Source organism: Chelatococcus reniformis (genome assembly GCF_014640075.1).
Classification (GTDB): Bacteria; Pseudomonadota; Alphaproteobacteria; order Rhizobiales; family Beijerinckiaceae; genus Camelimonas; species Camelimonas reniformis.
Map to the genome: position 1 here is coordinate 66,206 of NZ_BMGG01000013.1, position 12,364 is coordinate 78,569.

At 70.9% G+C, this 12,364-nt stretch carries 13 protein-coding genes; 10 read left to right on the forward strand and 3 right to left on the reverse strand.

Annotated elements, in window-relative coordinates; translation table 11 throughout:
• Nucleotides 1-62: 62 nt before the first annotated feature.
• The 3 genes from IEW34_RS28980 to IEW34_RS28990 are packed head-to-tail and all read right to left on the reverse strand — an operon-like array spanning nucleotide 63 to nucleotide 2,571.
• Entirely contained in the window at nucleotides 63-446 is a 384-nt protein-coding gene (locus tag IEW34_RS28980; protein ID WP_188612738.1) for a YraN family protein, read from the reverse strand.
• On the reverse strand, nucleotides 443-1,645 hold the full coding sequence (locus tag IEW34_RS28985; protein WP_188612739.1) for an ABC transporter permease: 1,203 nt from the start codon (nucleotides 1,643-1,645) through the stop codon (nucleotides 443-445). The genes IEW34_RS28980 and IEW34_RS28985 overlap by 4 nt, the downstream gene beginning before the upstream one ends.
• Nucleotides 1,642-2,571: a glycine betaine ABC transporter substrate-binding protein gene (locus IEW34_RS28990; protein ID WP_244642293.1), complete on the reverse strand. Its 930-nt coding sequence runs from the start codon at nucleotides 2,569-2,571 to the stop codon at nucleotides 1,642-1,644. The genes IEW34_RS28985 and IEW34_RS28990 overlap by 4 nt, the downstream gene beginning before the upstream one ends.
• A gap of 139 nt (nucleotides 2,572-2,710) precedes the next feature.
• Here IEW34_RS28990 and IEW34_RS28995 point away from each other — a divergent pair, with 139 nt between their 5' ends.
• The 10 genes from IEW34_RS28995 to IEW34_RS29040 all read left to right on the forward strand — a co-directional run.
• Nucleotides 2,711-4,126, forward strand: a complete 1,416-nt coding sequence (locus IEW34_RS28995) for a sodium:proton antiporter (protein ID WP_188612740.1) — start codon at nucleotides 2,711-2,713, stop codon at nucleotides 4,124-4,126.
• Nucleotides 4,127-4,307: 181 nt separating this feature from the next.
• Nucleotides 4,308-4,700, forward strand: coding sequence for a Fur family transcriptional regulator (locus IEW34_RS29000; RefSeq protein WP_188612753.1), 393 nt, complete (start codon nucleotides 4,308-4,310; stop codon nucleotides 4,698-4,700).
• A gap of 6 nt (nucleotides 4,701-4,706) precedes the next feature.
• Nucleotides 4,707-5,510, forward strand: a complete 804-nt coding sequence (olsA, locus tag IEW34_RS29005; RefSeq protein ID WP_188612741.1) for a lyso-ornithine lipid O-acyltransferase — start codon at nucleotides 4,707-4,709, stop codon at nucleotides 5,508-5,510.
• Nucleotides 5,511-5,667: 157 nt separating this feature from the next.
• Nucleotides 5,668-7,071, forward strand: coding sequence for a tRNA (N6-isopentenyl adenosine(37)-C2)-methylthiotransferase MiaB (gene miaB / locus IEW34_RS29010; RefSeq protein WP_188612742.1), 1,404 nt, complete (start codon nucleotides 5,668-5,670; stop codon nucleotides 7,069-7,071).
• Nucleotides 7,061-8,146, forward strand: coding sequence for a PhoH family protein (locus tag IEW34_RS29015; RefSeq protein ID WP_188612743.1), 1,086 nt, complete (start codon nucleotides 7,061-7,063; stop codon nucleotides 8,144-8,146). The genes miaB and IEW34_RS29015 overlap by 11 nt, the downstream gene beginning before the upstream one ends.
• Nucleotides 8,143-8,652, forward strand: coding sequence for an rRNA maturation RNase YbeY (gene ybeY / locus IEW34_RS29020; protein WP_188612744.1), 510 nt, complete (start codon nucleotides 8,143-8,145; stop codon nucleotides 8,650-8,652). Before IEW34_RS29015 ends, ybeY begins: the two co-directional genes overlap by 4 nt.
• A gap of 4 nt (nucleotides 8,653-8,656) precedes the next feature.
• A complete protein-coding gene (locus IEW34_RS29025; RefSeq protein WP_188612745.1) occupies nucleotides 8,657-9,871 on the forward strand; it encodes a hemolysin family protein in 1,215 nt (404 codons plus the stop codon).
• Entirely contained in the window at nucleotides 9,868-11,526 is a 1,659-nt protein-coding gene (gene lnt / locus IEW34_RS29030) for an apolipoprotein N-acyltransferase (RefSeq protein ID WP_244642294.1), read from the forward strand. Before IEW34_RS29025 ends, lnt begins: the two co-directional genes overlap by 4 nt.
• Complete coding sequence (locus IEW34_RS29035) at nucleotides 11,523-11,927, forward strand: helix-turn-helix domain-containing protein (protein WP_280516347.1); 405 nt, start codon at nucleotides 11,523-11,525, stop codon at nucleotides 11,925-11,927. The genes lnt and IEW34_RS29035 overlap by 4 nt, the downstream gene beginning before the upstream one ends.
• Before the next feature lie 93 nt (nucleotides 11,928-12,020).
• Nucleotides 12,021-12,364, forward strand: a 344-nt coding sequence (locus IEW34_RS29040; RefSeq protein ID WP_280516348.1) for an S-adenosylmethionine synthetase N-terminal domain-containing protein, incomplete at its 3' end; no start/stop codon positions are given.

A 12,364-nucleotide genomic window follows, 5' to 3' on the forward strand; every position in this document is an offset into this window, starting at 1 on the left:
TCATTGAGGAGTGCGCATGGCCGGGTCAAGTCCGGCCGTGCGTCACGCGAGGGACGGCGCCCTCAATCGAGCATCAGCGTCACCACGTCGGGCACGTGGCGCGGCCAAGCCCCGCGGCCCAGGAACACCGCGTCGCAACGCAGGGTGCGCTGCGCTGCCCACGGGTTGCGGCCGAGCCAATGGCGGACGGCGCGCACCAGGCGGCGCCGCTTGTCGGCGGTGATCGCCTCCTCGGCCGCGGCGATCATGCCGCGGGCCTTGACCTCGACGAAGGCGACGGTGTCGCCGCGCGCCGCGATCAGGTCGATCTCGCCCCCCCCGGCCCGGTAGCGGCGGGCCAGGATGCGGTAGCCCTTGAGCATGAGCAGCAGGGCCGCGATACTCTCGGCGCGCACTCCGGCCAGCGCAGACAGCGCCTGGCGCGAAGGTGGGGCCGGCAGGCTCATCGCCGGTGCCCCTTGGCCAGCCGCGCGTCGAGCAGCCGGAAGGCGCCGTCGGCGAGAGCGGTCAGCACAGCGATCGGGATGACGCCGAGCAGCACCAGGTCGACGGCGAACTGGCCCATGCCCTGGAAGACGTAGGCGCCCAGCCCGCCGCCGCCGACCAGCGCGGCGAGGGTCGCCAGCCCCACCGCCTGCACGCTGGCGATGCGCACGCCGGCGAGGATCACCGGCAGGGCGAGGGGCAGCTCGATGCCGAGCAGCCGGCGCCAGGGGCGGAAGCCCATGCCGCGGGCGGCATCGACTACGCGTGGATCGACCCCGTCGAGGCCGGCGGCCACCGCGCGCACCACCGGCAGCAGCAGGTAGAGCGCCAGCCCGATCACTGCGGGGGCGGCGCCGATGCCGGCCAGCCCCAGGCTGCGCAGCGGCGGCACCGTCTGGGCGAGGAAGGTCAGCGGCGTCATCAGCAGGGCGAAGAGGGCGATTGCCGGGACCACCTGGATGGTGCCGAGGGCGCCGTCGATCCAGCCGGCGAACGCGCCGCCGGTGCGGGCCAGGAGGCCGAGCGGCAGCCCGATGGCGAGCGCCGGGAGCAGGCCGCCGGCGGCGATGGCGAGGTGCTGGCCGACGCGGGGCCAGAACTCCTGGCGCCGGGCCAGCAGCTCCTTCACCACGGACAATTGGTCGAAGACGCCGGCGTGCGCCGCGGCGGCGCCGATGGCCAGACCCGCAACGAGGATCGCCGCCGCCGGCAGCCGCGGCAGCCGCGGCAGCGCATCGGCCAGGGCCAGGCCGAGCGCGACCAGCGCGATCCAGGCGCCGGCGGCCAGTGCCGTGCGCGCGAACGGCGGCTGGCCGGCGCCGAGCCGCTCGGCGGCGAGCCCCGCCAGGACGGGCACGAGCAGCAGGGCGGCCGTCGCCAGCACGGCGCTGATCGCGGCGCCGAGCCGGCCGGCCCGCCAGCCGCTCAGGCCGAGCGCGCCGACGAGGGCGAGCAGAAGGCCGGCGCCGGGCCCGCCGGCAGCGGCGATCAGGCCGACCGGCGCGCCCGCCACCAGACGATTGGGGGCCTGCGACAGGAAGGCCGCTGCCAGGAGCCCCGCCAGCGCCGCGGCGGCGGTCACGGCCACGACGGGGGCGGCCGGGGCGGCCTTGCGGCTGATGGCGCCGGGAGTGGGCGGCAGGGCCGGCGCGTGCGTCATCCGGCGAGCCCGTTCTGCGCCAGGTAGTCGGTGGCCACCTGCTCGGCCGGCCAGCCCTCCACCGCGACGGCCGCGTTGAGCCGGCGCAGCGCGTCCATGTCGAGGGACTTGAACAGGGGCGCCAGGCTGGTCGCGATGGCCGGATAGCGGTCAAGGGTGGCGGCGCGGACGACCGGGGCCGGGGCGTAGACGATCTGCGCATGCTCCGGATCCGACAGGCTCACCAGGCCGGCGGGGCCGATGCCGCCGTCCGTGGTGTAGACCATCGCCGCGTTGACGCCGTTGATGCGCTGCGCCGCGGCGCGGATCATCACCGCGGTGTCGCCGCCGAACAGCACCAGCATCCGCCCCGTCGGAATGGCGAAGCGATAGGTGCGCTCGAACGACGGCAGACCGGCCGGGCTGTCGACGAACTCGGCCGAGGCCGCCAGCATGACCGCCTCCAGGCCGGCCGCCGTCGACAGCCAGCGGGCGAAATCCACCATGCTGGCGAGCCCGTTCGCCGCCGCCACGTCCCGGCGCACGGCGATGGCCCAGGTGTTGTCGGCGGGCGCCGGCGGCAGCCAGACGATGCCGTTCGCGCGGTCGAGCCCCGCGACCAGCCGGTAGCCGGCCGCGGCGTCGCGCCACGCCGGCGCATCCTGGCGCTGGAAGAAGAAGGCGCCGTTGCCGGTGTACTCGGGGTAGAGATCGATCTCGCCGCCGAGCAGGGCGCGGCGGACGATGCTGGTCGGTCCGAGCTGGAGGCGGGCCGTCACCGGGATCCCGGCCCGGCGCAGCACCGCGACGATCAGACTGCCCAGCACGGCGCCCTCAGTGTCGATCTTGGACCCGACGACCACCGGCTGATCCGCCCGGGCACGCCCGGGCCGCACCACGGCTGCGGCGAGCCCGGCGAGCGCGGACAGCAGGTCACGACGGTGCACGGCAGCCTCCAGCGGACACGGCAACGCGCCGATCGGGTTGGGAACATGGCCCGAGCGGCGCCCCTTGGAAAGACCGCCGCTTCCGTTGCACTCCGGCTGCCGTTAGACGGGCCCGAGCAGAAGCGGAGGTGACCAGCTCATGCGGATGTCCGCCGGCGCGGCGATCGCGATCGTGCTCACGGCGCTGCCCGGGCGGGCCCTCGCCGCGGAGGGATTGGACGGCGCCGCGCTCGGCATCGGCTGGATCCTGCCGTTCGCCGGCATCCTCGCCTCCATCGCGCTCGGCCCGCTCGTCGCCCACCACGCCTGGGAACGCCATCTGGGCAAAGTCTCCGCATTCTGGGCCCTGCTCGCCGTCGCGCCGCTCGCCGCCTTGCACGGGCCGCACGTCACTGCGCGGGTGCTCGCGCACGCGGCGCTGCTGGAGTACGTGCCGTTCATCCTGCTGCTGTTCGGCCTGTTCACGACCGCCGGGGGCCTGCTCATCGTCGGCAATCCGCACGGCTCGACCCGGGTCAATGTCGGCCTGCTGGCTCTCGGCACGGTCCTCGCCAGCCTTGTCGGCACGACGGGCGCTTCGATGATCCTGATCCGGCCGCTGCTGCGCGCCAACGACGACCGGCGCCACCGCGCCCACGTCGTGATCTTCTTCATCTTCCTGGTGTCCAACATCGGTGGTTCGCTCACCCCGCTGGGCGATCCGCCCTTGTTCCTGGGCTTTCTGCGCGGCGTCGATTTCTTCTGGACGGCGAGCCATCTCAAGCTGGAGACGCTGTTCCTGGTGACCGCGCTCCTCGTTCTGTTCGCGGCGCTCGACCGCCACCTCTACCGCATCGACGACACACGACCGCCGCTGCCCGATCCGACACCCGATTCGCGCCTGCGGCTGGTGGGCCTCGCCAATATCCCCCTGCTCGCCGGCATCATCGGGGCGATCCTGTTGAGCGGCCTGTGGAAGCCGGGTATCGCCTTCACCGTCCTGGGGTCCGAGCTCAAGCTGGAGAACCTGGCCCGCGACGGCCTGCTCGTCGTCTTCGGCCTTCTCTCGCTCTGGCTCACGCCCGCCGAGCATCGCGCCAGGAATGGCTTCAGCTGGGCCCCCTTGAGCGAGGTGGCGAAGCTGTTCGCCGGCATCTTCGCCTGCATCATCCCCGTGGTCGCCATCCTGCAGGCCGGCCCCGACGGCATCCTGGCGCCGCTGGTCGCCCTGGTCACCGGCCCGGACGGCGAGCCCCGCAATGTCGCTTATTTCTGGCTGACGGGCGCCCTGTCCTCCGTGCTCGACAACGCGCCAACCTACCTGGTGTTCTTCGAGCTCGCCGGCGGCGATGCGGCGGCGCTGATGACCACCGGCGCCGGGACGCTCGCCGCCATCTCCATGGGATCGGTGTTCATGGGGGCGCTGAGCTACGTCGGCAATGCGCCCAACTTCATGGTCTATGCTATCGCGCGCGAGCGCGGCGTGCCGATGCCGAGCTTCTTCGGATATATTGTGTGGTCCTGCGGCATCCTCATTCCGCTGTTCCTCGCCCTCACCGTGATCTTCATCCGCTGAGAGCCTGTTTGGGAATTCGGCGGCGGAGGGCCGGACGCGCCTCCGGCGCAGGTTTGCACCGGCTTCTCGACAGCCTATAACTCACGCCGAAGAGGGGTTCTGGAGAGCGACCGTGGCAGAGGCCAAAGCCTCGCGCAAGACAACCGGCATCGAGCGCGCCTGTGAAGCCAAGGGCCTGCGCATGACCGGCCAGCGGCGGACCATCGCCCGGGTGCTCGGCGAGGCGGCCGACCATCCGGACGTGGAGGAACTGCACCGGCGCGCCGCCGTCCTCGACGAACGCATCTCGCTGTCCACCGTCTACCGCACCGTCAAGCTGCTGGAGGACCAGGGCATCATTGCCCGCCACGAGTTCGGCGGCGGCCGCGCCCGCTACGAGCGGGCCGCGCGCGCCCATCACGACCACCTCATCAATATCCGCACGGGCGAGGTGATCGAATTCCAGTCGGGGGAGATCGAGCGGCTTCAGGCGGAGATCGCCAAGCAGCTCGGCTACCGCCTGGTGCACCACCGGCTCGACCTGTTCGCCGTGCCGCTCGACGACGACCAGCCGGTCGACGACGGGGCGCACTGACGCGCCGTGCAGCCCCTCCGCGTCTATCTGAAGATCGCCGCCCTCACGCTGATCAGCGCCATCGGCATTCCGTTGCAATGGGCGGCGCTGAAGCTCGGCCTGACGCGTGTCGTCCGTGGCCTGCCGGTGGTCTTCCATCGCCTCGTCTGCGCCATCCTGGGCTTCCGCGTCATCGTGCAGGGGGAGCCGCCGCACGGGCAGCCGACGCTGATCGTGTCGAACCACGTCTCCTGGGCCGACATCACCGTCGTCTCCAGCATCATGCCGGTGTCGTTCATCGCCAAGGCGGAGGTGGCGGGCTGGCCGTTGTTCGGCCTGTTCGCCAAGCTGCAGCGCTCGGTGTTCGTCGATCGCGCCAAGCGCAGCGCCACCGCCGACGTCAACTCGGCCATCGCGGCGCGCCTGGCGGCGGGGGAGGCGATGGTGCTGTTCGGCGAGGGCACCACCGGCGACGGGGTGCGCGTGCTGCCCTTCCGCTCGGCGCTGGTGGGAGCGGCCCGCGACAGCATCGCCGGCCAGGACGGCGCGCCCATCCTTCTGCAGCCGATGAGCATCGCCTACGTCGCCCGCAACGGCCTGCCGCTGGGGCGCTACGAGCGCGCCGCCATCGCCTGGTATGGCGATATGGATCTTGCGCCCCATCTCATGGGGGTGTTGCGGGGCGCCCCATTCGACGTGGTGGTGGGGTTCGGCGCGCCGATCGCCTTCACAGCGGCCGTGGACCGCAAGGCGGCGACGCGCTCGGCCGAGCTGGAGGTGCGCGACGCCTGCCGCGCGGCCCTGCGCGGACTGCGCGTGGGCAAGCCATGAAGGGGTGCCGAAGGATCCCGCGGCGAGGTGGAATTGGCGCTTCCCTATTGCCGGCAACGGCGCTACGGCTTGAGGGAACCTGCGCCGCCCGTTTCAGCCGCCGGGAGCACATGATGTTGGACGCAACGGCGTCCCCAACCGAGGTCGATTGCTGCGCGTGAAGAAGGTTCACGTTAAATCCTACGGTTGCCAGATGAACGTCTACGATGCCGAGCGCATGGCGGACGTGCTGGCCAAGGAAGGCTATGTCGAGACGGCGCGGATCGAGGATGCCGATCTGGTCGTCCTCAACACCTGCCACATCCGCGAGAAGGCCGTCGAGAAGGTCTATTCGGAGCTCGGCCGGGTCCGTGAGCTGAAGAGCGAGCGCGCCAGCGCCGGCCGTGACACGCGCGTCGTCGTCGCCGGTTGCGTCGCCCAGGCGGAGGGCGCCGAGATCGTCCGGCGCGCGCCCGTGGTCGACGTGGTCGTCGGCCCGCAGAGCTATCACCGGCTGCCGCAGCTGCTGGCGGCGGCCGGCCCGGCCCGCCCGGCGCTCGATACGGACTTTCCGCTGGACGACAAGTTCCAGCACTTGCCGGCGCGCGAGCGCGCCGCCATCCGCGGCCGCGGCGTCAGCGCCTTCCTCACCGTCCAGGAGGGCTGCGACAAGTTCTGCACCTTCTGTGTCGTGCCCTACACCCGGGGGGCCGAGGTGTCCCGCCCGGTCGCCGCCATCGTCGCCGAGGCCGAGCGGCTGGCCGATGCGGGAGTGCGCGAATTCACGCTGCTCGGGCAGAACGTCAACGCCTATCACGGTGTCGGGCCGGACGGGCGCGTGTGGACGCTCGGGCGCCTGCTCGGCCGGCTGGCGCGGATCGAGGGCGTTGCCCGCCTGCGTTACACCACCAGCCATCCCCGCGACATGGACGACGAGCTGATCGCCGCCCACGGCGAGCTGCCGGCGCTGATGCCCTACCTGCACCTGCCCGTGCAGGCGGGAGCGGACCACATCCTCGCCGCCATGAACCGTCGCCACACGGCGGACGGCTACCGCCGGCTGATCGATCGCATCCGGGCGGCGCGGCCGGACATCGCGCTGTCGTCCGACTTCATCGTCGGCTTCCCCGGCGAGAGCGACGCGGATTTCGCCGAGACACTTCGCCTCGTCGACGACGTCCGCTTCGCCTCCGCCTACTCCTTCAAGTACAGCATCCGGCCGGGCACGCCCGCGGCTGATCTGGGCGAGCAGGTGCCCGAGGCGGTCAAGGCGGCACGTCTGGCCGAGCTGCAGGCGCGCCTGGAGCGCGACCGCGAGGCCTTCAATCGCACCATGGTCGGGCGCACGCTCGACGTGCTGGTGGAACGGGCCGGCCGGCAGCCCGGTCAGTTGGCCGGCAAGTCACCCTATCTGCAAGGCGTGCACTTCGAGGGCGGCACGGCAGCGGTCGGCGACATCGTGCCCCTCGCCATCGTCGCGGCCCAACCGGGCAGCCTGCTCGGACGCCAGGCCGGTGTCCGCGACGGCGACCGTCGTGCGCCCGTCGTCGAATCGCCCCACAGGAGCGCCGATGCCGCATGAGGAGGAAGCCCGGTTGAGAGGAGACACACGCGTGCCGCGTCCGGTCCGGGGACGCCCTTCGATCTCCCTTTCACACGCTTCCGACGACACCGAGGTGATGCTCAGCCTGGACGACAACGGCCTCGCCAGCATCGTCTTCGGCCACTACGACCAGAACCTCGCTCACATCGAGCGACGGCTGGGCGTCATGGCCAATGCCAACGGCAACCATGTCGTCATCAAGGGGCCCGTCGACGCGACCGACAAGGCCCGCCGGGTGGTCGAGACGTTGTACGACCGCGTGCGCTCGGGCAGCACCATCTCGCTCGGCGATATCGACGGGGCGATCCAGGAAATCGCGCTTCAGGGCAACCTGTTTCCGGCCGAGGCCAAGCCCGACCGCCTGCCGAGCTTCGAGCAGATCGTCACGCGCAAGCGCGGCGGCGTGCGGGCGCGCAACGTGGCCCAGGACAGCTACATCCGCATCCTGCAGCGCCACGAGCTGGTGATCGCCGAGGGCCCGGCCGGCACCGGCAAGACCTGGCTGGCGGTCGGCCACGCGGTGGCACTGCTCGAGCAGGGCATCGTCGAGCGCCTCGTGCTGTCACGGCCGGCGGTGGAGGCGGGCGAGCGCCTCGGATTTCTGCCGGGCGACCTGCGCGACAAGGTCGACCCGTACCTGCGTCCGGTCTACGATGCGCTCTATGATTTCATGGAGGCCCGCCACGTCGAGCGGGGGCTGTCCACGGGCATGATCGAGATCGCGCCCTTGGCCTTCATGCGTGGCCGCACGCTCACCAAGGCGGCGGTCCTGCTCGATGAGGCGCAGAACTGCACCACCATGCAGATGAAGATGTTCCTGACGCGCCTGGGCGAAGGCTCGCGCATGATCGTCACCGGCGATCCCTCGCAGATCGACCTGCCTCCGGGCCAGCAGTCGGGCCTGGTGCAGGCGGTGTCGATCCTCAAGGGCGTCGAGGGCATCGGTCACGTCGTCTTCCGCGAGGGGGACGTGGTGCGCCACGACCTGGTTCGGCGCATCGTGCACGCCTACGAGACGGCGGCGGCGCCGACGCCGCAAGGGACCCGACCGTGAGCCCGAGCGTCGACATCGTTCACGAAAGCCCGCTTTGGGCCGAGCTTGCCGACGTCGACGCGCTCGTGGAGCGCGCCGCCCTGGCCGCCATCGCCGCCGGGGCGGTCCCGGTGGCGGCCGACGCGGAGCTCAGCGTCCTGCTTGCGGACGACGCGACGCTGCGCACCCTGAACCGGGATTGGCGCGGCCTCGACAAGCCGACGAACGTGCTGTCGTTCCCGGCCGCGGCGCCCGGGGCGCTCGCCGACGCCGCTCATTGCGGCGACCTGGCGCTGGCCTTTGAAACCCTGCAACGGGAAGCGGCGGCAGAAGGCAAGCCGCTGGCCCACCACCTGACGCACCTCGTCGTGCACGGGGTTCTGCATCTCATGGGCTACGATCACGAGACGGCGGGCGACGCGGCCGTCATGGAAGGCAGGGAGACCGCCATTCTGGCGGACTTCGGCATTCCGGACCCGTACGGGGACGCGTCGGACATGGCGACGGAGGCGGCCGCAGCCCGCTAGCACAATGAACGAGGATCGAAGTCCGCGCACCGCAGGGCCAGCCGACTCCAACGGGTCGGGCGACGGTGTGCGCTGGTTCGAGCGCCTGCTCTCCATCGTCAAGAATCGCAACGGCGGCTCGATCCGCCACGACCTGGAGGACGCGCTGGCGCACAGTGCGCCGACGGCCGAGTTCACGGCCAAGGAGCGCACCCTGCTGCGCAACGTCCTGTCGCTGCACGAGCGGCGCGTCTATGACGCCATGGTGCCGCGCGCCGACATCATCGCCGTGCACGAGCAGGCGGGCCTGGGCGAGGTGCTCAACGTCTTCCGCACCGCCGGTCACTCGCGGCTGCCGGTCTACGGCGAGACCCTCGACGACCCGCGCGGCATGGTGCACATCCGCGATTTCCTCGACTTCCTGGCCGGACGGGCCGAGGCCGGCCCGATCCGCCGCACCGGCCGGCCGGCCAAGTACCTGCCGACCCTCGCCGGCATCGATCTCTCGCTGCCGCTGTCGGACGCCAACATCCTGCGGCCCGTGCTGTTCGTGCCGCCGTCGATGCCGGCGCTCGACCTCTTGGTGCGCATGCAGGCGAGCCGCACCCACATGGCCCTGGTCATCGACGAATACGGCGGCACCGACGGGCTGGTGTCCATGGAAGACGTGGTCGAGCTGATCGTCGGCGACATCGAGGACGAGCACGACCTCGAGCAGGGGCCGATGATTGCGCAGAGCGAGGACGGCAGCTTCGTCGCCAACGCCCGGGCGGACCTGGAGGAGGTGTCGCGCGCCCTGGGCGTCGAGCTGGCGACCGAGGAGACCGCCGACGAGATCGATACGGTCGGCGGCCTGATCGTGCTGCTCGCCGGCCGCGTGCCCACCCGGGGCGAGTTGATTCCGGGCCGGGACAACATCGAGTTCGAGGTGCTCGACGCCGACCCCCGGCGGCTGAAGCGGGTGCGCATCCACAAGCGCCAGCCGACCGATCCGGGGTTGCCGCGCCGCCGCCCGGCGCGCCGCGAGCGGCCGGAGGAGGGCGGCCCCGCGCCCGAGCCTCACTCCGACAGCGCCGAGGCGGCCGCGGCAGCCGTGGTCCGGGGGCCCGAGCCGCCTGCGGCGGGCCCCGCCCCCGCCGAGCCCCCGCCTGCCGAAGCCCAGCAGCAACCCGCGATCGAAGGCCCAGCCCAGCCCCCGAACCTGGCTCAACAGCGACCGGCCCAGGGCCATTCGCGGTGACGCTCGTCGCCCTGGCGGATCGTACGCGCGGACTGCGTGGCTGGTCTCGCGCGGCGGTGGCGGTGGCGCTGGGCGCGCTCGCCGCCCTGGCCATGGCCCCTTACGGCGTCCTCCCCGCCCTCGTTGTCGCCATGACCGGCGCGGTGTGGCTGCTCGACGGCACGCGGGTGAAGGCCCCTCCCCTGCGCGTGGGCCTCAAGGCCGCCGCCGTCATCGGCTGGTGCTTCGGCTTCGGCTTTTTCGTCGCCGGGCTGTGGTGGCTCGGTGCCGCCTTCCTGGTCGACAACGACGAGTTCGCCTGGGCACTGCCACTCGGCGTCGTCGGCCTGCCGGCGGGCCTGGCGCTGTTCACCGCAGCCTCGTTCGTGGCCGCCCGGCTGCTCTGGTCGGCGGGCCCGGCGCGGGTGCTGGTGTTCGCCGCGGCGCTCGGCCTGGGCGACTACGTCCGCGGCCACGTGCTGACGGGCTTTCCCTGGAATGCGTTCGGCATGGCGCTCGGCGAGCATGTGCTGCTCGCTCAGTTCGCATCGGTGGTTGGGCTCTACGGGCTGAGCGTGATCGCCGTGGCGCTGGGCGCCGCGCCCGCCACCACCGGCGACGCGGCGGGGCTCAAGGCGGTGTGGCTGCCGCCCGCCGCGGCCGGCCTGCTGCTCGCCGCGCTCGCCGCCTATGGGGCGCTGCGCCTTCCGGTCGGGCCGGTGGCCACCGTCCCCGGCGTCAAGCTGCGCATCATGCAGCCCAACCTGGCGCAGGATGCGCGCCGGTTCTCCTACGACAATCGCGAGCCGATCATGCGCCACTACCTGGCGCTGAGCGACGGGCCGGACCGGGCTCTGTCCTCGGGCGCCTCGGGCGTCACCCACCTGATCTGGCCGGAATCGGCCTTCCCGTTCATCCTGGCGCGCAACGACGAGGCCCGGGCTCAGATCGCCGCGCTGCTGCCGCCGGGGGTGATTCTCCTCACCGGCGCCGCCCGTTCGGCCCCCCGCCTGCCGGGCGAGATCACCACCCGCTTCTTTAATGCGCTACAAATTGTCGCCGATGACGGCGGGATCACGGGTACCTACGACAAGGTGCATCTCGTTCCGTTCGGAGAGTACTTACCACTTGGAGATGTATTGCAGGGCCTGGGGCTGCGGCAATTCGTCCATGTTCCGGGCGGATTTTCCGCTGGCTCCGTGCACGAATTGCTGCATGCGCCCGGGCTCCCGCCGGTCGCGCCGCTGATCTGCTACGAGGCGATCTTCCCGGGCGCCGTCGTGCCAGCCGGCGACGTCCGCCCCGGATTGCTGTTGAACGTCACCAACGACGCTTGGTTCGGCGACACCCCCGGCCCCTATCAGCACTTCTCCCAGGCACGCCTGCGCGCCATCGAGGAGGGCCTCCCGCTCGTGCGGGCGGCGAACACCGGCATCTCCGCCGTCGTCGATCCGTATGGACGTATGGTTGCTTCCCTGCCCTTAGGTAAGGAGGGTGTTTTGGATGCGGCACTACCCTCAGTGATTGTACCCACTCCGTATTCCCTGCACCGCGATCTCTTATTTGCCATCCTGATAGCATGTTGCTTTCTCTCGCGGACGGTTTCAGATAGGCGGGAAGCTATGCAGAACGCTGAGCAAGAAATTGTAAGCGGCGCGCACGGAGACGGAATTTGAGCAGAGTCCGCAATCCCATCGACCAGCATGTCGGCAGTCGCGTTCGGATGCGCCGGATGCTGGTGGGGATGAGCCAAGAAAAGCTTGGAGACGCCTTGGGCGTCACCTTCCAGCAGGTGCAGAAGTACGAAAAGGGCACCAACCGGATCGGGGCGAGCCGCCTCCACCAGATGTCGGTGGTGCTGGGCGTGCCCGTCTCCTTCTTCTATGAGGGGGCTGCCCCGCAGAGCACCGGAACCGAAAACGGCTTCGCCGAGGCGCCCGGGGCCGAGTATGTGGTCGATTTCCTGTCCACCTCCGAGGGCCTGCAGCTCAACAGGGCCTTCGTCCGCATCGCCGACCCCAAGGTCCGGCGCCGGATCGTGGCGCTGGTCGAGGCATTGGTGGCAGAGCGGGAATAGGCCGTTTCGTTCGGCAAAACGAACGGAAACCTTGACCTCTTGGCGCGTCTGCCATAGGCAGCAAGGGCATCTCGCTCAGCTGGAGGTATCCCTGTGTCCCGCGCCGACTATCTTTTCACGAGCGAGTCCGTGTCCGAAGGACATCCGGACAAGGTTTGCGATCGGATTTCCGATACCGTCGTGGATGCGTTCATCGGCGCCGACCCCGAGGCGCGGGTGGCGTGCGAGACGCTGGCGACCACCAACCGCGTCGTGATCGCCGGGGAGGTGCGCGGCCCGTCCACTTTGACGAACGACTACATCTCGCATCTGACGCGGCTCGCCATCAAGGATATCGGCTACGAGCAGGACGGTTTCCACTGGGATCGGGCCCATGTGGAAGTTCATCTGCACGCCCAGTCGGCCGACATCGCGGTTGGCGTCGACTCGGCCGGCAA